Here is a 23,298-nt window from a genome sequence, read left to right on the forward strand (position 1 = left end):
GGCGGCACCCCCACCCGCCGGCCCGGAACGGCCCCGCATCCCACGGAGTTAGGGATGCCCTAGGGGGCCGGTAGGGGTAGGGCGCGAGGTGGACGCGCCCGACACTGGGCAGTGACTCGCCCACTGCCGTGGGTGGCAACGGATACCGGCTCGCGCGAGGTGCCTCGCCGGCCGGCGGAGTGGTGAGATGCTGCGTACCGAACTGATACGGCCGCTGCCCGAACTCCTGAAGGCGCACGCCGACCGGTTCGGAGACAAGGTCGCCTTCCGGGACGCCCGCCGGAGTGTGACCTATGCCGAGCTGGAACGCCGCTCGGGGAGGATCGCCGGCCACCTCGCCGACATGAGGCTGCAGCCGGGTGACTGCGTGGCCCTCTACCTCGGCAACTGCGTCGAGGTCGTCGAGAGCTACCTGGCCGTCGTCAGGGCCGGCGCCATCGGTTCGCCGTTCAATCCCCGTGCCACCGACGCCGAGCTCCGCTACCTGCTCGACGACAGCAACGCGCGCGTCGTCATCACCGACGCGGCCCACGCCGCCCAGCTCGGGCGGGTCCTGTCGGACCGGACCGACGTCCGCGTCGTCGTCACGGGCGACGCGCCCGCGGGGGCGTTGCGCTTCGAGACGCTCGCCGGCACCGAGCCGGCCGTCGGACCGCGCGACGACCTGGGCCTCGACGACCTCGCGTGGATGCTCTACACCTCGGGGACCACCGGCCGGCCCAAGGGGGTCCTCTCCACCCAGCGCAACTGCCTGTGGTCGGTCGCCGCCTGCTACGCACCCGTACCCGGACTGAACTCCGACGACAGGGTGGTGTGGCCCCTGCCGCTGTTCCACAGCCTGTCCCACATCGCGTGCGTCCTCGGTGTCACCGCGGTCGGGGCGACGGCCCGGATCGTGGACGGGTTCGAGGCCGACGAGGTCCTGGACGCGCTGCGCGAGGACTCGGCGACCTTCCTGGCCGGTGTGCCCACCATGTACCACTACCTGGTGCGGGCGGCGCGCCGGCAGGGCTTCGAGGCACCCCACCTCCGCATGTGCCTCGTCGGCGGCGCGATCACCACGGCGTCGCTGCGCCGCTCGTTCGAGGACGCCTTCGGTGCGCCGCTGCTCGACGCGTACGGATCCACCGAGACGTGCGGTTCCATCACGATCAACTGGCCCACCGGTGCCAGGGTGGAGGGTTCCTGCGGCCTTCCGGTGCCCGGTCTCGGGGTACGTCTCGTGGACCCGGAAACCGGCGAGGACGTTCCCGCGGAGCGCGAGGGCGAGGTCTGGGTGAGCGGGCCCAGCGTGATGGCCGGCTACCACAACCAGCCCGAGGCCACCGCCGAGGCGATCCAGAACGGCTGGTACCGCACCGGCGACCTGGCCAGACGGGACGCCGCCGGGTACTTCACCGTGACCGGGCGTATCAAGGAACTCATCATCCGGGGCGGGGAGAACATCCACCCCGGGGAGATCGAGGAGGTTCTGCGACGGGTCCCGGGCGTGGCGGACGTCGCCGTGGTCGGCCGGCCGCACGAGACGCTCGGAGAGGTGCCGGTCGCCTGCCTGGTCCCCGGGCCGGAGGGGCTGGACCCGCAGGCCCTGTTCGCGGCCTGCCGCAAGGAGCTCTCGTACTACAAGGTGCCCGAGGAGCTGTACGAGATCGCGCAGGTGCCCCGTACGGCGTCCGGCAAGATCACCCGGCACGTCCTGCTGGAACAGCCCGCCCGGCTGCGGGCGGCCGGCGTCAGCCACTACGAGTCGCTGTTCCGGCTGGACTGGATCCCGCTGCCCTCGGTACCACCGCCGCCCGTGGTCCCCGGCCGGTGGGCGCTGGTCGGCCCGGGTACGGAAGGGCTGACGCAAGGACTCCTCGACCAGGGCATGCAGGTCGCGCACCACTCCGGCCTGGCCGCACTGCGGGACGCCGTGTCCGCCGACGCCCGGACGGCGCCGGACGTCACGGTGCTTGCCCCCGTCGTGGGGTCAGCCGACGGCGGGTCGGTGCACGAGCTGACCCGGACGGCCGCCGCCTGGACGGATGACGAACTCCTCGGCGCCGGACAGCTGCTGCTGGTGACCGGGCGCGCGGTCGCCACCGCGTCCGACGAGGAGATCCCCGACCTGTGGCAGGCCGCGCTGTGGGGCGGGCTGCGTGACATCCAGAGGCAGCACCCCGGACGCGTCGTCCTCGCCGACCTGGACGCGCCCGACGCGCGGGCGGGTGCGGTGCTGCCCACCCTGCTGCCGGGCGACGAACCGCAGTTCGCCGTCCGCTCCGGTGTCACACTGGTGCCCAGGCTGACGCGTGCCGCCGCGCCCGCGCCCGGCGAGCGGGAACCCGCGCCGGACCCGCGCCGCACCGTCCTGATCACCGGCGCCGACGGTGCCGCCGCGGCGGCAGCCGCACGGCACCTGGTCATCGGGCACGGGGTCCGCCACGTGATGCTTCTCAGCGAGGGAGGCCCGCGCGACCGAGCCGCGGTCGAGCTCGAGGACGAGCTGACCCGCGCAGGGGCCCGGGTCGTGCTGGCGGCCTGCGACCTCACCGAACGGGCGGCGCTCGCCGACGTACTGACCCGAGTCCGCCGCCCCCTCACCGCTGTGGTGCACACCCCCGGGGCAGGAGCCGGGACCGAGGAAGACCCCCTGCGCTCGGCGGCCCTGCGGGCCCTGAACCTGCACGAGCTGACCCTCGACGCCGGCCTCGACGCCTTCGTCCTCCATTCCTCGGCAGCCGGTCTGCTCGGGGCGGCCGAGCCGCCCGGCCAGGGCGCTGTCGCTGCCTTCCTCGACGGACTGGCACAGAACCGCCGTGCCGCCGGCCACGCCGCGCTGTCCCTGGCCTGGGGCCCCTCGGAGGGACACGGCGACGGCCCGGGGACACCGACGCCCGCAGGCGTCGGCCGGCTGACCGCGCACGACTGGCGCGCCATGTCCGACGCCGCCCGGACGGTGGACCACGCCGTCCTCGTGCCGATGCGACTCGACTCCGGGACGCTGCACACCGACGACGTCCCCGCGCCGCTGCGCGGCGTCATCGAGGTGACTCCCCGCGCGGCCGCTCCGGACGAGGCAGGCGGCGCCGCACTGCGCGCACAGCTGCTCGCCGTCCCGGACAACGAACGCGGACGGGTGCTGCTGGAGCTCGTGCGTACCCGCGCGGCCCGCGTGCTGGACCTGCCGGAGGGCGCGACCGTCGGCGCGGACAGGGCGTTCAAGGAACTCGGCTTCACCTCCGTCGCGGCCGTCGCCCTGCGGGGCGCCCTGACCCGGGCGACCGGCCTGCGCATGTCGGCGACCGCCGCCTTCGACCACCCGACGCCGACGGCTCTCGCCCGCCACCTGCAGGCCCTGCTGACCGACGAGGACCCGGCCGACATCCCGTCCACGCCCGCGACCGCTGCCTCCGCGGAGCCGGTCGCCATCGTCGCCATGGGCTGCCGGCTGCCCGGCGGAGTCACCTCTCCCGAGGAGCTGTGGCAGCTCGTCGAATCAGGCCGGGACGGCGTCACCGACTTCCCCGACGACCGCGGATGGGACATCGCGGCGCTGTACGACCCCGATCCCGACCGGCAGGGCACCACCTACGTCCGCGAGGGCGGTTTCCTCCATGACGCCGGCGACTTCGACGCGGACTTCTTCGGCATCTCGCCGCGTGAGGCACTGGCGATGGACCCGCAGCAGCGACTGCTCCTGGAGACGTCGTGGGAGGTCTTCGAGCGGGCGGGCATCGACCCCACCTCGCTGCGCGGCGAGAACGTCGGCGTGTTCTCCGGGCTCATGTACCACGACTACGGGACCGACGCCGCGGACGCCCCCGAAGGCGTGGGCGGGTACATCGGCACGGGTACCGCGGGCAGCGTCGTCTCGGGCCGGGTCGCCTACACCCTGGGCCTCGAAGGCCCCGCGATCACGGTGGACACCGCGTGCTCCTCGTCGCTGGTCGCCCTGCACCTGGCGGCGCAGGCCCTGAGGTCCGGAGAATGCTCGATGGCACTGGCCGGCGGGGCGGCGGTCATGGCCAGGCCCGTATCCTTCATCGAGTTCTCCCGGCAGCGTGGGCTGGCACCGGACAGCAGATGCAAGGCCTTCGCGGCGGCGGCCGACGGCACCTCGTGGGCCGAGGGCGTCGGCGTGCTGCTCCTCGAACGCCTCTCGGACGCACAGCGCAACGGGCACCGGGTGCTGGCCCTGCTCCGTGGCTCGGCGATCAACCAGGACGGCGCGAGCAACGGCCTGACCGCGCCCAGCGGACCCGCGCAGCGCCGGGTCATCCGCCAGGCGCTGGCCAACGCCCGCCTGGCGGGCCACGAGGTGGACGCGGTAGAGGCACACGGAACGGGCACCACACTGGGCGACCCGATCGAGGCGCAGGCCCTGCTGGCGACGTACGGACAGGACCGGCCCGCCGACCGGCCGCTGTGGCTGGGCTCGCTGAAGTCCAACATCGGGCACGCCCAGGCCGCCGCCGGGGTGGCGGGCGTGATCAAGATGGTGATGGCGATGCGCAACGGCGTGCTGCCGGGGACCCTGCACGTCGACGCGCCGTCCCCTCACGTCGACTGGGCGTCGGGCGCGGTGGAACTGCTGACCGAGGCCCGTGACTGGCCCGCCACGGGACGCCCGCGCCGGTCCGCGGTGTCCTCGTTCGGGGTCAGCGGTACGAACGCCCACGTCATCCTGGAGCACGTTCCCGAGACCGTCCGGGGGAGCGAGCGGGAGGGAGACACCGGCGGCGGACACCGGACCCTGCCGCTCCTCGTGTCCGGACGCGGGGCCCCGGCCCTCGCCGCCCAGGCGGCCCGCCTCGGCGGACATCTCGCGGCCCACCCGCGGGCCGACCTCGGCGACGTCGCCCACGCACTGGCGACCACCCGCGCCGCGCTGGAGCAGCGGGCCGTCGTGGTGGCCGACGACATCGACGAGGCACGGTCCGCCCTGGACGCGGTCGCCGCCGGCCTGCCGTCGACGTCCGTGGTCGCGGGCAGCGCCGTCACCGAGGGCAAGGTGGTGTTCGTCCTGCCCGGCCAGGGCTCCCAGTGGGCCGGTATGGGCGCCGAACTCCTGGACGTCTCACCGGTGTTCGCCCACCACATGGCCCTGTGCGCGGAGGCACTCGCCCCGCACGTTGACTGGTCGCTGTCCGATGTGATCCGACAGGTTCCCGGAGCACCCACGCTCGACCGGGTGGACGTCGTGCAACCGGTGTCGTTCGCCGTCATGGTCTCCCTCGCACAGGTGTGGCGGTCCCACGGAGTCGAACCCGACGCGGTCGTCGGTCACTCGCAGGGGGAGATCGCCGCGGCATGCGTCTCCGGCGCGCTCTCCCTGCCGGACGCGGCGCGGGTCGTGGCGCTGCGCAGTCGCGCCATCGCCCAGCACCTCGCCGGCCGGGGCGGCATGATGTCGGTGGCCCTGTCCGCGGAGGAGGCGGACAGACGGCTGGGCGCCACCCCGGACGGGGAACTCTCGCTCGCCGCGGTCAACGGGCCGTCGTCCGTGGTCGTCGCGGGAGAGCCCGCAGCACTGGACGCCCTGGCCGGCGAACTGACGTCCGAGGGCGTCAGGGTGCGCAGGATCCCCGTGGACTACGCCTCCCACTCCGCACAGGTCGAGCGCATCGAGGCCGATCTCGCGAGCGCACTGGCTCCGATCACCCCCCGCCGCTCGGACGTCCCCTTCTACTCCACCGTCCACAACCGCTGGATGGACACGCAGGACCTGGACGCGGACTACTGGTACCGCAACCTCCGGGGAACCGTACGGATGGAGGAGGCGGTCCGAGCCCTCCTGGCGCAGGGCTTCGGATTCTTCGTGGAGGTCAGCTCCCACCCCGTGCTGGTTCCGGCGGTCCAGGCCACCGCCGAGGACGCGGGCGGCGGCTCCGTGACGGTGGTCGGCACACTGCGCCGCGACGACGGCGGCACACGGCGACTGCTCACCTCGCTCGCCGGGGCCTGGGTGCGCGGCCTGGCCGTCGACTGGCCCACCCAGCCCGCGCGGGGTGCGGCGGCAGACCTGCCCACCTATGCGTTCCAGCGCCGCCGTTTCTGGCTCCAGGCGTCGTCCGACCGCGACACCCACCCGGCCGGCACGTCGTCGGACCCTGTGGAGGCGTCGTTCTGGAAGGCCGTCGACAGCGAGGACCTGGAGGCACTGACCGCCTCGCTGACGGCGGGCGGCCGGGAGGACGCCGAAGGGATCGGCGCGGTGGCCGACGCGCTGCCGGTGCTGGCCGACTGGCGCCGGCGCCACCGGGAGAGGTCCGCCGGCGACACCTGGCGCTACCGGGTGACCTGGAGACGACTGGCCGGCGCCGGCCGCGACGAACTGCCCGGCAGATGGCTCGTGGTGACGCCCGACGCGTGCGGCGGCACCGGCCGCACCGACGCCGTGCTGGAAGGGCTGCGCGCCCGTGGCTCGCAGTGCGTACGGATGGACGTGAACACCCCGGAAACCGGCCGGGACGAGCTCGCCGCGCGCCTCCGGGAGGAAGCCGGACAGCCCGGCGGAATCGATGGCGTACTGTCCCTGCTGGCCTTCGACGAGCGGCCCCTGGCCGGAGCCCCCGCACAGACCGCAGGCCTGGCCGCCACCGTCACACTCCTGGCGGCGCTCGACGCGAGCGGTCTCGACGCCCCCCTCTGGGCGCTCACCTGCGGCGCGGTCGCCACGGGCCCCGGTAGCCCGGAGACCAGCCCGGCGCAGGCGATGGTGTGGGGACTCGGCAGAGTCGTCGCACTGGAACAGCCGCGCCGCTGGGGAGGGTTGGTGGACCTTCCCCACGCCCTCGACGAACGGGCGCTGCGCCGGCTGGCCGGCGCCCTGAGCGGCACGGACGGCGAGGACCAGCTGGCCGTCCGCCCGACCGGGGTGTTCGCACGCCGCCTCGTGCCGGCACCCACGGGCGCGGCCCCCGCCACCCGCCGCTGGGCCCCTCGCGGGACCGTCCTGGTGACCGGCGGCACCGGGGGCGTCGGCGCCGAAGTGGCCCGCCGGCTCGCGTCCGAGGGCGCCGCTCACCTGGTCCTGACCGGCCGACGGGGCCCTGACGCTCCCGGAGCGGAGCAACTGGCCGACGAGATACGTGCCTCGGGGGCGAACGTGACCCTCCGCGCGTGCGATCTCGCCGACCGGGAAGCGGTGCGCAGCCTCCTCGCGTCGCTGCCCGGCCCGCTCACCGCCGTGGTGCACGCCGCGGGAGTGGGACAGAACAGCCTGCTCGCGGACACCGCCCCCGACGAGTTCGCCGACGTGCTCGCGGGCAAAGCGGCCGGTGCCGCACATCTCGACGAGCTCCTCGGGGACACCGACCTGGACGCGTTCGTCCTGATGTCGTCCAACTCCGGCGTCTGGGGCGGCGGCGGCCAGGGCGCCTATGCCGCCGCCAACGCCTTCCTGGACGCGCTCGCGGAACAGCGCCGCGCCCGGGGCCGCACCGCGACGTCGGTCGCCTGGGGCGCGTGGGGCGGGGGCATCGGACTCGGAGCACGGGACGGGGCGTCCGAACGGCTCAGGCGGGCGGGTGTGCTCGAGATGGAACCGGGCGCGGCCGTCTCGGCGCTGATACGCGCCGTCGAGCACGACGACACGTGTGTGTCGGTGACGCACATGGACTGGCGGCGGTTCGGCGCCGCGTTCACCATGACCCGTCCCAGCCCGCTCATCGCGGACATCCCCGGGGTACGGGAGACGGGGACGGACGAGGAGGAGGATCGGGAGACCCCGGGCACGGCCGGGCGTCTCGCCGGGCTCACAGGCCCGGAGCGCGACACGTTGCTGCTCGAACTGGTGCGTGCCCAGTCCGCAGCCGTCCTCGGCCACCCGGGGCCGGCGTCCGTGGACCCGGCCCGCGCCTTCCGGGACCAGGGCTTCGACTCCATGACCGCGCTCGACCTGCGCAACCGCCTGGCCGCCGAGGCCGGCGTCGCCCTGCCCTCCACCATCGTCTTCGACCATCCCACCCCCGCCGCCCTCGCCACCCGTCTGCGCGACCTGCTTGTCGGGGAACACACCGCGACTCCGGCCCCCGCCACCGGTGCGGCACCCGACGACGACCCGATCGTGATCGTCGCCATGAGCACCCGGCTGCCGGGTGGCGTCGCCTCCCCCGAGGACCTGTGGAAGCTCGTCGCGGCCGGCGGCGACGCCGTGTCGGACTTCCCGGACGACCGTGGCTGGGACGTCGAGAACCTCTTCGACCCGGACCCCGGGCGGACCGGCAAGTCCTACGTGCGGCACGGCAGCTTCCTGTACGACGCCGGAGACTTCGACGCCGCCTTCTTCGGCATATCGCCGCGCGAGGCGTTGGCCATGGACCCGCAGCAGCGCGTGCTGCTGGAGACGGCCTGGGAGGTGGTGGAGCGGGCAGGCATCGACCCCGAGTCCCTGCACGGCAGCCGGACAGGCGTCTTCGTCGGCGCCATGCACCAGGACTACGGCACGGGGCAGAGCCCTGCCCGGCGCGGAGCCGAGGGCTACTTCGTCACCGGGAACGCGTCCAGCGTGCTGTCTGGCCGGGTCGCCTACACCCTCGGCCTCGAAGGTCCCGCCGTCACGGTGGACACCGCCTGCTCCTCCTCCCTCGTGGCCCTCCACATGGCCGCCCAGGCCCTGCGCTCCGGCGAATGCGACCTGGCGATGGCCGGTGGGGTGACCGTCATGGCCACACCCGACGGGTTCGTCGAGTTCTCCCGCCAGCGCGGGCTCTCCACCGACGGCAGGTGCCGCGCATTCGCTGCCTCGGCCGACGGCACCGGCTGGTCCGAAGGAGCCGGACTCCTGCTGGTCGAGAGGCTGTCCGACGCCCGCCGCAACGGACACCCCGTCCTGGCCGTGGTGCGCGGGACAGCGATCAACCAGGACGGTGCGAGCAACGGACTGACCGCTCCGAACGGGACGTCCCAGCAACGGGTCATCCGTCAGGCCCTGGCCGACGCCGGTCTCACCGCGCCGGACGTCGACGTCGTGGAGGCCCACGGCACGGGGACGACACTGGGCGACCCGATCGAAGCGCACGCGGTGCTGGCGGCCTACGGCCAGGACCGGCCCGAGGACAGGCCGCTGTGGCTGGGCTCCCTGAAGTCGAACATCGGGCACACCCAGGCGGCCGCAGGCGTGGCCGGCGTGATCAAGATGGTCATGGCGATGCGCCACGGCGTACTGCCCCGCACCCTGCACGTCGACGAACCCTCTCCGCACATCGACTGGGCGTCGGGCGCGGTGGAACTGCTGACCGAGGCCCGGGAGTGGCCCGCCCTCGACCGGCCCCGGCGAGCCGGCGTGTCGTCGTTCGGGATCAGCGGCACCAACGGGCACGTGATCCTCGAGCAACCACCCGCCGCCGGACCGGCCGCACCCCGGGCGCGCACCACCCCGCCCGCCACCCCGTGGCTGCTCTCCGCGCGGACCCCGGACGCACTGTCCGCCCAGGCCGCACGCCTGGTGGCCCTCCTGGAACAGCCCGACGCCCCCGCTCCTGCCGACGTCGCGTACTCCCTCACCGCACGCCCGGCCATGGAACACCGCGCGGTCCTCGTGGCCACGGACGGCGAGGACCCGCTGCCGGGGCTGCGCGCCCTCTCCCACGGCGAGACCGCCGCCACCCTCGAGCGGGGCGTACGCGCCGACGGTCCCACCGCCGTCCTGTTCACCGGCCAGGGCGCGCAGCGCCTGGGCATGGGGCGTGAACTCTACGACTCCTATCCCGCCTTCGCCGAAGCCTTCGACGCGGTGTGCGCGGAACTCGATCCGCGCCTGGGGCGGTCCCTGCACAGTGTGCTCCTCGGCAGCGATCCCGCGCCGCTGGAACAGACGGCGATGGCCCAGGCGGCGTTGTTCAGCGTCGAAGTGGCCCTGTTCCGCCTGATGGAGACCTGGGGCGTACGGCCTGACGCCATCGCCGGACACTCGGTCGGTGAGATCGCAGCCGCGCACGTCGCCGGGATCCTCTCACTGGCCGACGCCTGCGCACTGGTCGCCGCCCGCGGGGCACTGATGCAGGCCCTGCCCACGGGCGGCTCCATGATCGCCGTCGCCGCTCCCGAGGACGAGGTGCTGCCCCTGCTCGCCGGTCTCGAGGACCGGGTGAGCATCGCGGCCGTGAACGGACCGTCCGCCGTGGTGCTCTCGGGCGACGAGCAGGCCGTCCAGGAACTGGCGGCGGAGTTCGCGGGGCGCGGCACGGACACCAGGAGGCTCCGGGTCAGCCACGCCTTCCACTCGCCGCTCATGGACCCCATGCTCGACGCGTTCCGGGCCGTGGTGGAGACGCTCGACTTCCGCGCGCCCCACATCCACGTCGTGTCGACCAGCGCCCCCGAAGCGGCCGGCGCCGACGTCCTGTGCAGCCCGGACCACTGGACCGACCAGGTGCGGAGGCCGGTACGGTTCCACGACGCGGTCCGGACCCTGCACGGCCGGGGCGTCAGGACCTTCCTCGAACTCGGTCCGGGCGGTGTCCTCACCGCGATGGTCCAGGACTGCCTCGGCGACGTCGCGGAAGGCGTCGTGGCCGTGCCGACCCTGCGACGGGACAGATCCGAACCGCAGGCGGTCCTCACCGCGCTCGCACGCCTCCACGTCCGGGGCGTCCCGGTGGACTGGGCCGCTCTGTTCGAGGGCAGCGGCGCCCGGACGGTCGATCTGCCCACGTACGCCTTCCAGCGCCGCCGTTACTGGCTCGAACCGTCCGGTGCCGCACCGGACGCGGGTGCGGCCGGTCTCACCGACGCCGGTCACCCGCTGCTCCGGGGAACCGTCACCCTGCCGGACAGCGACGGGGTGCTCGCCACCGGCAGGGTGTCCGTGGCCACCCACGGCTGGCTCGCCGACCACGCGGTGGGCGGGCAGGTGCTGGTGCCGGGTACCGCGCTCGTGGAGGCGGCCGTGCGGGCCGGCGACGAGGCCGGTTACCCGGTCCTCGACGAACTCGTCATCGAGGCTCCCCTCGTACTGCCCGGCCACACCGCCGTACAGCTGCAGGTCGCCGTGTCCGCGCCGGACGCGACCGGCCGCCGCCCCGTGGGCATCCACTCCCGTCCCGCCGACGCGGACCCCGACGCGCCCTGGACCAGACACGCGGGCGGCCTGCTGGCCACCGGCGGAACGGAGCCGCCGCGCGGGACGGGGGCGTGGCCGCCGGAGGGCGCCGGGCCGGCCGACGCCGAGAGTTTCTACCCCTCCATGGCGGAGGCGGGCTACGTCTACGGCCCGGCCTTCAGAGGCCTGCGGTCCGTGTGGACCCTCGGTGACGTGATCTACGCAGAGGTCGCGCTGCCGGAGGAACACCAGGAGGAAGCGCGGCAGTTCGGCATCCACCCGGCCCTGCTGGACGCCGCCCTGCACGCCGCCGGCTTCGGGGCCCTCGGCGGCACGGAACAGGGCATGCTCCTCCTGCCGTTCGCGTGGACCGGCGTCACCCTGCACACCTCGGGCGCCTGCGCCCTGCGCGTCAAGGTGACCCCGGCGGGCCCGGACTCCTTCTCGCTGGAGGCCACCGACGCGGACGGCGTACCGGTGATGTCCGTCGAGTCCCTGACCTTCCGCCCGGTCCCCGCGGACCGGCTGCGAACGGGGCCCGCTGCCCACGACCGCCTGTTCCACCTCGACTGGCCCGCCGCAGCCCTGCCCGGACAGCCGGTCCCGGCACAGCCGCTGGAGTACGCCGACCTGACCGGGACCCCGAACACCGAGGAGGGCCCCGCCCGGGTACGGGAACTGCTGGGACGGGCCCTGCACGCCGTACGGTCCTGGCTGGACGAGGACAGGCCCGCCTCCGCACGGCTCGTGGTACTCACCCGCAACGCGTGCCTGCCCGGTACCGACCCGGCGGCCGCCGCCGTGTGGGGCCTGGTACGTGCCGCCCAGTCCGAGAACCCGGACCGCATCGTCCTCGCCGACATCGACGCCGAGGAGAGCTCGCGGCTCGCCCTGCCGCAGGCCGTCGCCTCCGGGGAGGCGCAGCTCGCCATCCGGGCCGGTGAGGTCCGGGTGCCCAGACTGGCGCGCGTCCCCTCCGATGCGCCGGCCGAGGGACGCCCGCCGAACAGGCAGGGCACCGTACTGATCACCGGCGGCACCGGGACCCTGGGCTCACTGGTCGCCCGCCACCTGGTCGCCGAACACGGCGTACGCGGCGTCGTGCTGGTCAGCCGCAGCGGGGGAAGCGGTACCGGGGCCCGCGCGCTCGAAGCCGAACTGGGCGGACTGGGCGCAGAGGTGACGTTCGCGGCCTGCGACGTCGCCGACCGTGCGGCGCTCGCCGCCGTCCTCGACGCGATCCCCGCCGAACGGCCCCTCACGGGTGTCGTGCACGCCGCGGGCGTCCTGGACGACGGTGTGGTCACGGCGCTCACCCCCGAACGCCTGGACACCGTGCTACGCCCCAAGGCGGACGCGGCCTGGCACCTGCATGAGCTGACCCGGGAAGCGGACCTGGCGTTCTTCGTGCTCTTCTCGTCGGCCTCCGGCCTCCTCGGAACGCCCGGCCAGGCCAACTACGCGGCGTCCAACGCCTTCCTGGACGCTCTGGCGGAGTACCGCAGTTCCCTGGGGCTGCCCGCCACCTCCCTCGCCTGGGGGCTGTGGGCCGAGGCCTCCGCCATGACGGGCGGCCTCAGCGGTGCCGAGATGGAGCGCGGCCGGCGCGGCGGCATGGACGCCCTGACGTCCCGTGAGGGCGTGGAACTGCTGGACGACGCACTGCGTCTGGGGCACGCGAAGCTGATGCCCGCCAAGCTGACCTCCGGTGTGGAGGGCACGGAGACCGCAGCCGTACCGCTGCTGCTGCGCGGCCTGCTGCGTGTCACCCGTAGGAGCTCGCGCGGCGGTGCCTCCGCCCCGGCAGGCGCACCGGCACGGGAACTGACCCGCATGGACGAGGCCCAGCGTGCGACCGCGCTGCTGGAGCTGGTGCGCGGCGAGGCGGCGGCCGTGCTCGGCCACGGCGCCGCAGGCGCCGTCGACTCCGAGCAGGCGTTCAAGGACGTGGGGTTCGACTCCCTGACCGCAGTGGAACTCCGCAACAGGCTCGTCGCCGCCACCGGGGTGCGGCTGCCGGCAACGCTGGTCTTCGACTACCCGACCCCCCTGGCGCTGGCGGGGTGCCTCGCCGAACGGCTCCGCCCGGAGCCCGCCGACGTGCCGGCCGCCGGCTCGCAGCCGTTGATGCTCGCCGCCGAACTGGACCGCCTGGAAGCGGCGTTCGCGCACGCGGACCCCGACGAAGAGCTGAGGGCCGACCTCATGTCGCGGCTGTCCCGACTGGAATCGCTGACCGCCTCATGGGGGTCCGCGGGCCGCCTCGACCACGAGGAGGACGCCTTCGACTTCGACACGGCCTCCGACGACGAGATCTTCGGGCTCATCGACAAGGAACTGGGGTCGTCCTGAACACCGTTCGGGCCCCCGCTGCAGCGTTCAGGGAGATACAGACGTGGTGAACTCCGATGTGCTGATCGTCGGATACGGTCCGGTGGGCCAACTGGCGGCGATCCTGCTGGCCCAGCACGGCCGCACGGTCACCGTGGTCGAGCGCTGGCCGCAGCCCTACCCGATGCCCCGCGCCGTCGCGTACGACGGTGAGGCGGCCCGCATACTCGCCGCCGCCGGTGTGGCCGACCGTCTCGAGGGCGTACGGGAACCCACCGGTGAGTACGTCTGGGAGAACGCCCGCGGACAGACGCTGATCCACATGGAGGTACCGGGCAGGAGCCCGTCGGGCTGGCCCGAGTCGACGTCCATGTACCAGCCCGGTCTGGAGGCCGCGCTCGCCGCGCGCGGCGCGGAACTGCCCGGCGTCACCGTGCACCGGGGCCGCACGGCGGTCGGACTGACCGACTACCGGGACCACGTGGAGGTGGTCGCGGAGGACGAGGACGGCAACCGCTCGACGTACGGGGCCCGCTGGGTCATCGGCTGCGACGGAGCCAACAGCTTCGTCGGCCGGCACATCGAAACGACGGTCACGGACTACGGGTTCGCGCACGACTGGCTGATCTGCGACGTCGTGACCCACGACAAGCGCGAGTACACACCGAACAACCTGCAGATCTGCGACCCTGCCCGCCCCAGGACCGCCGTCTCCGCAGGACCGGGGCACCGGCGCTGGGAGTTCATGCGGATGCCCGGCGAGACGATCGAGGAACTCGGACAGGAGAAGACCGTATGGCGGCTCCTGGGACTGTTCGGCCTCACCCCCGACAACGCCAGCCTGGAGAGGCACGCCGTCTACACCACACAGGGCACCTGCGCCGACCAGTGGCGCTCCGGAAGGCTGCTCGTCGCCGGCGACGCCGCGCACGTCATGCCGCCCTTCGTCGGGCAGGGCATGTGCTCGGGCTTCCGCGACGCCGCCAACCTGGCGTGGAAGCTTGACCTCGTCCTGGGTGGTCTCGCGGGCGAGGAACTGCTGGACACCTACACCCTCGAACGCAGCGCACACGTGCGGCCCGCCATCGAGACCTCGATCGCGCTGGGCAACGTCATCTGCCAGACCGACCGTGCCGCCGCCGCCGGACGCGATGCCTTCATGCTCGCCGCCCGGATGCGCGCCCGGGGCGGCCGTGACCAGGCAGCCCCCGGCGGGCCCTCGCTGGCCGACTCCCTCAGCGACGGCTTCCTGCGCACCGGTGCCCCCTCCGCCGAAGGGGCCCCACGGCCGGCCGGCCGGCTCGTCCCCCAGGGGGAGGTCGTGCGCGGCAGTTCCCGGGGGCTTCTCGACGAGGTCGTCGGCACCGGCTTCGTCCTGCTCTGCTCCGAGGACCCGCACCTGCTCCTCCCCACCGCGGACCTGGCCTTCCTCGACACCCTCGGCTGCCACCTCGTGCACGTACTGCCCGTGGAGACCCCACCGGAGAAGGCGGGGGAACACGCGGTCGTCGACGCCGAGAACCTCTATCTGCCCTACCTGGCCGGGCTGTCCGGCCCAGGGCCGGACGGGGCCATCGGCATGCTCGTACGCCCCGACTTCTACCTCTTCGGGGCCGCCCACGGCCCCGACGACCTGGTCGCGCTCATCGACGAGCTACGCGCCCGTCTCGGCCGGACCACCGCCTGAACCTCCACCCCACCTCACGAAAGGCACCACCTCCATGTTGGAAGCGGCCAAACAGTTCGGGAAGCTCATCCAGATGATCTCGACGGGCGACCCCGTCAAGAGGACCCGGCGCCTCTACCAGTTCATGCCACCCAGCTTCGAGTTCGTCGACCGCACCACCACGTACTGCAACTTCGGTTACTGGAACGACGGATGCGTCAGTCTCGACGAGGCCGCGGAGGAGCTCGCCACCCGGCTGGGCGACGCCGCCGGCATCGAGGCCGGTGACACCGTGCTCGACCTGGGCTTCGGCTACGGCGACCAGGACTTCTCCTGGATCCGCAACCGCCAGCCCAAGAAGATCCACGGGCTGAACATCACTCCGCACCAGATCGAGGCCGCCCGGGCCCGGGCCAAGGCGGAAGGGCTCGAGGACCGCCTCGAATTCCAGCAGGGCTCCGCAACGGACATCCCCTTCCCGGACAACACGTTCGACAAGGTCGTCGCCCTCGAATCCGCATTCCACTTCTACCCGCGCAGCGCATTCTTCGAGGAAGCCTTCCGGGTCCTGCGGCCCGGTGGCGTACTCGCCGTCGCGGACGTCCTCCCCACTGACGACACAGTCGTACGCAAGGAACTCAAGTCCCGTGCGCTCAGCTGGATCCTCCTCAGTTACGACGAGGAGAACTGGTACACCTCGGGCGTCTACGCCGACAAGCTGGCCGAGGCGGGATTCGAGGAGAACCGGGTCGATTCGATCCGGGACCGGGTGTGGGAGCAGTACCGCACGTTCATGGTGGAGAAGATCGAAAGCCCCGGCTACAAGAACTTGGTCACTCCCACCCAGTACAAGGGGATCAGCCAGAACTGGAGTGACCAGGAACTGCTGAAGAAGGAGCTGGACACCATCGACTACGTGATCGCGGTCGCCAAGAAGCCGACGATCTGAGCATGACCCGGAAGCGGGACGCGCCGGGACAGTGACAACCGTGCAAGGGCAGGGGTGGAAGGGTGCGTTTGGTCGAGCGTGACGAGCACGTGCGGGCTCTGGACGGGCTGCTGGACGAGTGCCGCGGGAGACGGGGGCACGTCGTCGTACTGGACGGCCCGGTCACCACGGGCAAGACCGAGCTCCTGCGCGTCTTCACCGAGCGGGCCCCGGCCGACGTCGTCGTGCTCCGCGCGACCTGCTCGCGTGCTGAGCGCACCCTGCCCCTCGGAGTCCTGACGCAACTGCTGCACAGTGCCAGTCTGCCCCTGGACATCGCCGACCGGGCCGCTCAGTTGCTGAAGGAGGGAGCGGCCTCCGAGGCCCTGCCCCGGACCCGCCACGACAGCGTCGAACCGGAGGCCGTCCAGATCTTCCAGGGCCTCGGCGCCGTACTGCTCGACCTCGCCGGGGAGTCACCGGTGCTGATCGCCGTCGACGACGTCCAGCACGCCGACGACTCGTCGTTGCACTGCCTGCTCCACATCGTGCGGAGAATAGGGTCGGCCCGGATCATGGCGGTCCTCACCGAGGACGCGGAACTCGGGGCGCAGCACTCCCCGTTCCGCGCCGAACTCCGGCGCCAGTCCCGGTTCCACCGGTTGCGCCTCGCACCGCTCACCCGGGAGGGCGTCGCCGAGGTGCTCCGCGACCGGCACTCCGGCCACTCGGCCGGGCCGGCGGACCCCATCCCGTCGCAGCAAGCCGAGCAACACGCCTCCCCGTGGGGCGTGGACGACTTCTTCCGGATCAGCGGCGGCAACCCCCTGCTCCTGCACGCCCTCATCGAGGACCACCACATCGCCGGTGAGGCACGGGCACAGGGCTACGGGCTGGCCCTGCTCAACTGCCTGTACCGGGACAAGCCAGTGATCACGTACGTCGCGCGCGCCCTGGCGGTGCTCGACACGGAGGGGGACGTCAAGGCGCTGGCACAGCTGGCAGGAGCCGACCAGGAAGCGGTCGGCCGCGCCCTCCACGACATGGAGGCGGCCGGTCTGACCGGCAACGGCGTGTTCCGGCACCCGGTGGCCCGCTCGGCCGTCCTGGACGGACTTCAGGCCCCGGACCGGGCGGCCCTGCACCGCCGCGCCGCGCAGCTCATGCACGCCCGGGGCGCACCCGCCGCGACCGTCGCCCGCCACCTGGTGGAGTCCAGGCACACGCAGGGCCCGTGGGCGGTCCAGGTGCTGCTGGAGGCCGCCGATCACGCGCTCCTCGGCGGCAGGACCTGGTTCGCGACGGAATGCCTCGCACTCGCCCACAGATCGTGCGGTGACGAACAGGAACGACCGGGTATCAGGGCACGGCTGGCCCAGGCCGAATGGGAACTCAACCCCTCCGCGGCAGCGCGGCACCTCACCCCGCTGGCCGCGGCGGCCGGCGCCGGCCGGCTCGCGCACGCCGACCTCCTGGTCCTGCTCAGACACCTGCTCTGGCACGGCCGTACGAGCGAGGCGCAGCCCGTCCTCGAACAGATCCGCAGCAGCCCCGAGACGGGTGGGACCTCACAGGCGGCACTGACGCGTAACACCGAGCTCTGGCTGGCCGCCACACATCCTCAGCTCGCCCGCAGACACCAAGCGCCCGTCCCCGCCGACGACGGCTCCGCCGCCCTCGCCGACCCCCGCGGTGATCCGTGGCTGCGGTCGGCAGCCGAACTGGCCGGTCTGCTGACACACGGGCCGGGCGACCCGGCCGCGGACCGGGCCGAACGCGTCCTGGACGGCCTCGGCCTCGGCCTGGGCCGCACGTCGCCCTGGACCGAGGAAGCCGTGCAGCTGGCCCTGCTCGGCCTGATCTGCGCGGGACGCCTGCGCAGCGCGGCCGACCGGTGCGACAAGCTCCTGACCGAGGCGGACACACGGGAGGCCCCCGTCCGGTCGGCGATGGCCTCCGCCACACGCGCGGAGATCGCGGTCAGGCAGGGCGACCTGGCAGCGGGCGCCGCATACGCCCGGCAGGCGCTGACACAGCTGCCACCCCAGGCCTGGGGCGTCGCGATCGGCTTCCCGCTGGGCAGCCTCATCCTCGCCGCGACAAGGATGGGCGACTACGAGGAAGCCGCGAAGCACCTCACGTACTCCGCTGCCGACGGCATGTTCCGCAGCCGCTACGGGCTGCACTACCTCCATGCCCGCGGCCACTACTACCTCGCTACCGATCACCCGCACGCCGCGCTCGCCGACTTCATCTCCTGCGGCGAACTCATGCGCAACTGGGGCCTCGACGCAGTCGCTCTCGTGCCCTGGCGGACCGGCGCGGCCGAAGCCTGGATACGGCTCGGCAACCGGGACCAGGCCAAGCGGCTCCTCCACGACCAGCTGACCTCGGCGGGGACCGACAGGCCGCGCCTGCGGGGCTCCGCCCTGCGCCTGCTCGCGGCGGCCGGTCCCACGGCCAGGCGCCCCGACCTGCTCACCGAGGCGCTCGACCTGCTGGAGGACTGCGGCGACCGCTACGAGCAGGCCAGAGCCCTCGTCGACCTCAACCGCAGCTACTACCAGATGGAGGAGTACCGGCGGGCCCGCATGGTCTTCCGGAGAGCCTGGCACGTGGCCGACCTGTGCGGTGCCGGTCCACTGACGAAGGAACTCCTCGCAGCAACAGGCGACTTCAACGGCCCGGAGACGACCTCCGGCAGCGCCGACGGAATCCCCTCCCTCACCGGCTCGGAACGGCGCGTCGCCTCCCTGGCCGTCATGGGATGCACGAACCGTGAGATCGCCGGCAAGCTCCACATCACCGCCAGCACGGTCGAGCAGCACCTCACCCGCGTCTACCGGAAGCTCAAGGTGAAACGCCGGAAGGACCTGCCAGTGGATCTCCGCAGCGATGTGGTCAAGACTGAACGAGCCCAACTCGACTGCGGCTGAATCCACTTCTCCGCACACCCCCCGAACCCCCAGAGGTAGCAACGTGTCCCAGACAGCGGCGAACTCCCTGACCGTGCCGGCCCCCGGCACCTACACCATCGACCCCGGCCGCAGCAGCATCACCTTCCGCACCCGGCACGTCTTCGGCCTCGCGGGCGTCGACGGCTCCTTCTCCGTGCTCAGCGGCCGCATCCGGCTCGCGGACGAGGCCGCGGAGTCCGACGCGACGGCCGTCATCGACGCCACCAGCTTCACCACGGGCAACGACACGCGCGACAAGGTCGTACGCTCCGACAAATACCTGGCCACCGGCACGCACCCGCACATCTCGTTCACCTCCGACGCGGTACGGGAATCCCAGGGCGACTACGCCCTGCACGGCGAACTGACCGTCCGCGGCACGACCCGCCCGGTGGAGCTGCTCATCGAGCACTCGGACACCAGGGCCGGCGAGATCATTTTCCGCGCCACCACGAAAATCGACCGGTACGCCTTCGGCGTCACCGCCGACAAGGGCATGACCGCCCGGTACCTGAACCTCACCCTCGACGTCGTCGCCTCACCGGCGTGACGGTCCTGGGGATCGACGTCGGTGGCACGAAGGTCGCCCTGCGGACCGACGGCAGTACACCGTCACGCAGCGCCGTGTTCCCCTGGCCGCGTACGGGCAGCGTCGCGGACGACCTGGAAGCTCTCACCGGGAACATCCGCGCGCTGCTCGACGGCTCTCCGCAGCCCCTCGACGCGGTAGGCGTTGCCATGCCGGCGACCGTCGGCCCGGACGGGCTGGTCACCACCTGGCCGGGCCGCCCCAGCTGGACCGGGCTGGACCTCCGTGCCACGTTCCGCTCGCTCTTCCCCGGGAGCCCGGTGCTCTGGGGAGACGACGGAGACCTCGCCGCCCTCGCCGAGGCCCACGACGCGGACTGCCAGGATGTCGTCTACCTCGGAGTCGGCACCGGCATCGGCGGCGGCATCGTCCTCGACGGGCGCCTCTGCCCCGGGACCACCCGCGGCTCCTGCGAGGTCGGCCACGTGATCGTCGACCCGCACGGACCGCACTGCGACTGCGGGCGCCGCGGCTGCGTGCAGGCTGTCGCCTCCGGCCCGGCCACACTGCGCCGGGCCGGCCGCCTCCGCGGAACCGCTGTGAGCTTCGCCGAACTCGCGGACGGCCTTCACCACGACCAGGACTGGGCCACCACGGCGATCGGAGAGACCTGCGACGCCCTCGCGGTGGCGATCGTCAACCTCAACGAACTCGTCCGTCCCGCACTCGTCCTGATCGGCGGCGGATTCGCCGACGGACTCCCCGGCTTCGCCGGCACAGTGGCGGAAAGGGCGCACGCGCTCGCCAGACCGGGCCACCCCGTCGCCCCCGTACGCGCCGCCTCACTCGGTGGCCTGTCGTCCCTGCACGGCGCGGTCCTCCTCGCCCGGGGCACACCCCCCGGGTAGGGGGCTGCGCGGTAGGGGGCCGAGCCAACCCCCTAGGGGTTGTCCGGTTCTGCGGACCCCCCGTAGATTCCCCGAGTAAGGGGAACAATTCGAATGCTGCGGAGTGCTTCGGAGTAGCGCCACCGCGAAACAACCGTAAGGAAATCGCGCTGACGCTGAGCCGATTTTCCGTGTTGACGGACCTTTGACGGTGGGTCGAAATTCACCTGCTGACCGCCGCGACGGGTTGGGTTGAGTGGACAACGAAGAGAAGCTCCGTGAGTACCTGAAGCGGACGACCGCAGATCTGCGCCGCACGCGACAGCGCCTCCGCGACATCGAGGCCCAGGATCAGCAGCCCATCGCCATCGTGGGAATGAGCTGCCGCTATCCGGGTGGAGTGACCGGCCCCGAGGATCTGTGGCAGCTCGTGGCCGCCGGCACCGACAGCATCTCCGCATTTCCGGCCGACCGTGGCTGGGATCTCGGCAACCTTTATGAGGCCGACTCCGGACAGGACGGGAAATCCGCCACCGAAGAAGGCGGATTCCTCCACGACGCCGGTGAATTCGACGCCGGTTTCTTCGGGATCTCCCCGCGCGAGGCGCTGGCGATGGACCCCCAGCAGCGCCTGCTCCTCGAAACCTCGTGGGAGGCGCTCGAACGGGCGGGCATCGACCCGGCCACGCTGCGCGGCAGCCGCACCGGTGTGTTCGCCGGGCTGATGTACCACGACTACGCGGCCCGTCTCGCGGCGGTGCCCGAGGGCGTCGAAGCGTTCCTGGGCGTAGGGAACTCGGGCAGCGTCGTCTCCGGCCGAGTGGCATACACCTTCGGCCTCGAAGGCCCCGCCGTCACGGTCGACACGGCGTGCTCGTCGTCACTGGTCGCCCTGCACCTGGCGGTGCAGTCGCTGCGCAAGGGCGAGTGCACGATGGCTCTGGCCGGTGGCGTGACGGTGATGGCGACGCCCGGCACCTTCGTCGACTTCAGCCGCCAGCGCGGTCTCGCGGGTGACGGGCGGTGCAAGTCGTTCTCGTCGACCGCCGACGGCACCGGGTGGTCGGAAGGCGTCGGCGTCCTGGTGGTGGAGCGGCTGTCGGACGCGCGGCGCAACGGCCATGAGGTCCTGGCCGTGGTACGCGGATCGGCCATCAACCAGGACGGCGCGTCGAACGGCCTGACCGCGCCGAACGGCCCGGCACAGCAACGGGTCATCCGCCAGGCCCTGACCAGCGCGGGCCTGAACGCGGCCCAGGTCGACGCGGTGGAGGCGCACGGCACGGGAACCAGGCTGGGTGACCCGATCGAGGCCCAGGCCTTGTTGGAGACCTACGGCCAGGAGCGTCCGGAGGGCCGGCCGCTGTGGCTCGGCTCGGTCAAGTCCAACCTCGGCCACACCCAGGCCGCCGCCGGTGTGGCCGGTGTGATCAAGATGGTGATGGCGATGCGGCACGGCGTGCTGCCGCAGACGCTGCACGTCGACGAGCCGACACCGCAGGTGGACTGGGCGTCCGGTTATGTCTCTCTGCTGACCGAGCCGGTGGCCTGGCCGGAGACCGGCGAACGGCGACGGGTGGGTGTGTCGTCCTTCGGCGTCAGTGGGACGAACGCGCACGTAATCCTCGAGCAGGCGCCGCAGACGGAGGCAGTGGTCGAGCCCTCCGACCCTGCCACGGTGCCGGTGGTGCCGTGGGTGGTGTCCGCGAAGACGGCCGGGGCGCTCGACGCGCAGGTGGAGCGGTTGTCGGCGTTCGCCGAGGGCCGGAACCCGGTGGATGTCGGGTTCTCGTCGGTGACGACGCGTGCGGTGATGAGTCATCGGGCCGTGATGATCGGTGACCGGGTCGTACGGGGTGCTGCCGCGCCTGGTGGCCTCGCGGTGTTGTTCTCGGGTCAGGGTGCGCAGCGGTCGGGTATGGGCCGTGAGTTGTATGAGGCGTATCCGGTGTTCGCGGACGCGTTCGACGCGGTGTGTGCGGAGTTGGACCGGCATGTGGAGCGGCCGGTTCGTGAGGTGGTGTTCGAGGGTGGCGAGCTGCTGGATCAGACGCAGTTCACGCAGGCGGGACTCTTCGCCCTGGAGGTGGCGCTGTTCCGTCTGGTGTCCGCCTGGGGTGTGAAGCCCGACTATTTGCTCGGACACTCGATCGGTGAGTTGTCGGCCGCACACGTGGCCGGGGTGTTGTCCCTGGAGGACGCGGCGCGGCTGGTGGCCGCCCGAGGCCGTTTGATGCAGGCGTTGCCGGTGGGCGGCGCGATGGTCTCCCTCCAGGCTTCCGAGGACGAGGTCCTGCCGCTGCTGGTCGACGGCGTGTCCATCGCCGCCCTCAACGGACCCTCCGCGACCGTGGTTTCAGGTGACGTGGACGCCGTGCTCGCCATCGCCGCCCATTTCGAGGCGGAGGGCCGTAAGACCAAGCGGCTGCGGGTCAGTCACGCGTTCCACTCACCGCGCATGGACGCCATGCTGGAGGAGTTCCGCACGGTCGCCGAGAGTCTCAGCTTCCATGCTCCGCAGATCCCCGTGGTCTCCAACGTGACCGGCCAGGTCGTGACCGGCGACGAGCTGTGCTCGGCGGACTACTGGGTGCGCCATGTCCGTGGTGCGGTGCGTTTCGTCGACGGTATGCGGGCGTTGCAGGACCAGGGCGTGACCACGTACCTGGAGCTGGGCCCGGACGGTGTCCTGTCCGCGATGGGCCTGGACTGCGTCGAGGACGCGGCGTTCGCGCCCGTGCTGCGCAGGGACCGTGACGAGGCGACCACCCTGGTCACCGCCCTCGCCGAGCTCCACGTACGTGGGAAGTCCGTCGACTGGGCGGCGTACTTCGCCGGCACCGGCGCCCGCCGTGTGGACCTGCCCACCTACGCCTTCCAGCGGGAGCATTTCTGGCTGGCGTCGCTTGCGGCGGGTGGGGTGGATGGGTCGGGGTTGGGTGCGCGTGCGGTTGATCATCCTCTGTTGAGC

General features: G+C 72.6%; 7 protein-coding genes. All 7 read left to right on the top strand.

The features are described 5' to 3' along the window. Positions 1-187 precede the first annotated feature (187 nt). Positions 188-13,381, top strand: coding sequence for a type I polyketide synthase (locus ACHFIV_RS11105; protein WP_398966313.1), 13,194 nt, complete (start codon positions 188-190; stop codon positions 13,379-13,381). 43 nt (positions 13,382-13,424) lie between these two features. Then, on the top strand, positions 13,425-15,047 hold the full coding sequence (gene mhpA, locus ACHFIV_RS11110) for a bifunctional 3-(3-hydroxy-phenyl)propionate/3-hydroxycinnamic acid hydroxylase (protein WP_398966316.1): 1,623 nt from the start codon (positions 13,425-13,427) through the stop codon (positions 15,045-15,047). A 34-nt stretch (positions 15,048-15,081) separates the two neighbouring features. Next, positions 15,082-15,975 carry an SAM-dependent methyltransferase gene (locus tag ACHFIV_RS11115; protein ID WP_398966319.1) on the top strand — a complete coding sequence of 298 codons (894 nt, stop codon included), beginning with the start codon at positions 15,082-15,084 and terminating at the stop codon, positions 15,973-15,975. A 62-nt stretch (positions 15,976-16,037) separates the two neighbouring features. Then, entirely contained in the window at positions 16,038-18,890 is a 2,853-nt protein-coding gene (locus ACHFIV_RS11120) for a helix-turn-helix transcriptional regulator (protein WP_398966321.1), read from the top strand. Between the two features lie 43 nt (positions 18,891-18,933). Then, a complete protein-coding gene (locus ACHFIV_RS11125) occupies positions 18,934-19,461 on the top strand; it encodes a YceI family protein (protein ID WP_398966324.1) in 528 nt (175 codons plus the stop codon). Next, complete coding sequence (locus ACHFIV_RS11130) at positions 19,458-20,348, top strand: ROK family protein (protein WP_398966327.1); 891 nt, start codon at positions 19,458-19,460, stop codon at positions 20,346-20,348. The genes ACHFIV_RS11125 and ACHFIV_RS11130 overlap by 4 nt, the downstream gene beginning before the upstream one ends. 235 nt (positions 20,349-20,583) lie before the next feature. Then, a partial coding sequence (locus ACHFIV_RS11135; RefSeq protein ID WP_458575928.1) for a type I polyketide synthase occupies positions 20,584-23,298 on the top strand: 2,715 nt, incomplete at its 3' end.

It is taken from the genome of Streptomyces sp. ALB3, assembly GCF_044385685.1.
Lineage (GTDB): Bacteria > Actinomycetota > Actinomycetes > Streptomycetales > Streptomycetaceae > Streptomyces.

Coding starts and splice junctions, on each gene's coding strand:
- ACHFIV_RS11105 (WP_398966313.1), top strand. CDS start 188: ATGCTGCGTACCGAACTGATACGGCCGCTGCCCGAACTCCTGAAGGCG.
- ACHFIV_RS11115 (WP_398966319.1), top strand. CDS start 15,082: ATGTTGGAAGCGGCCAAACAGTTCGGGAAGCTCATCCAGATGATCTCG.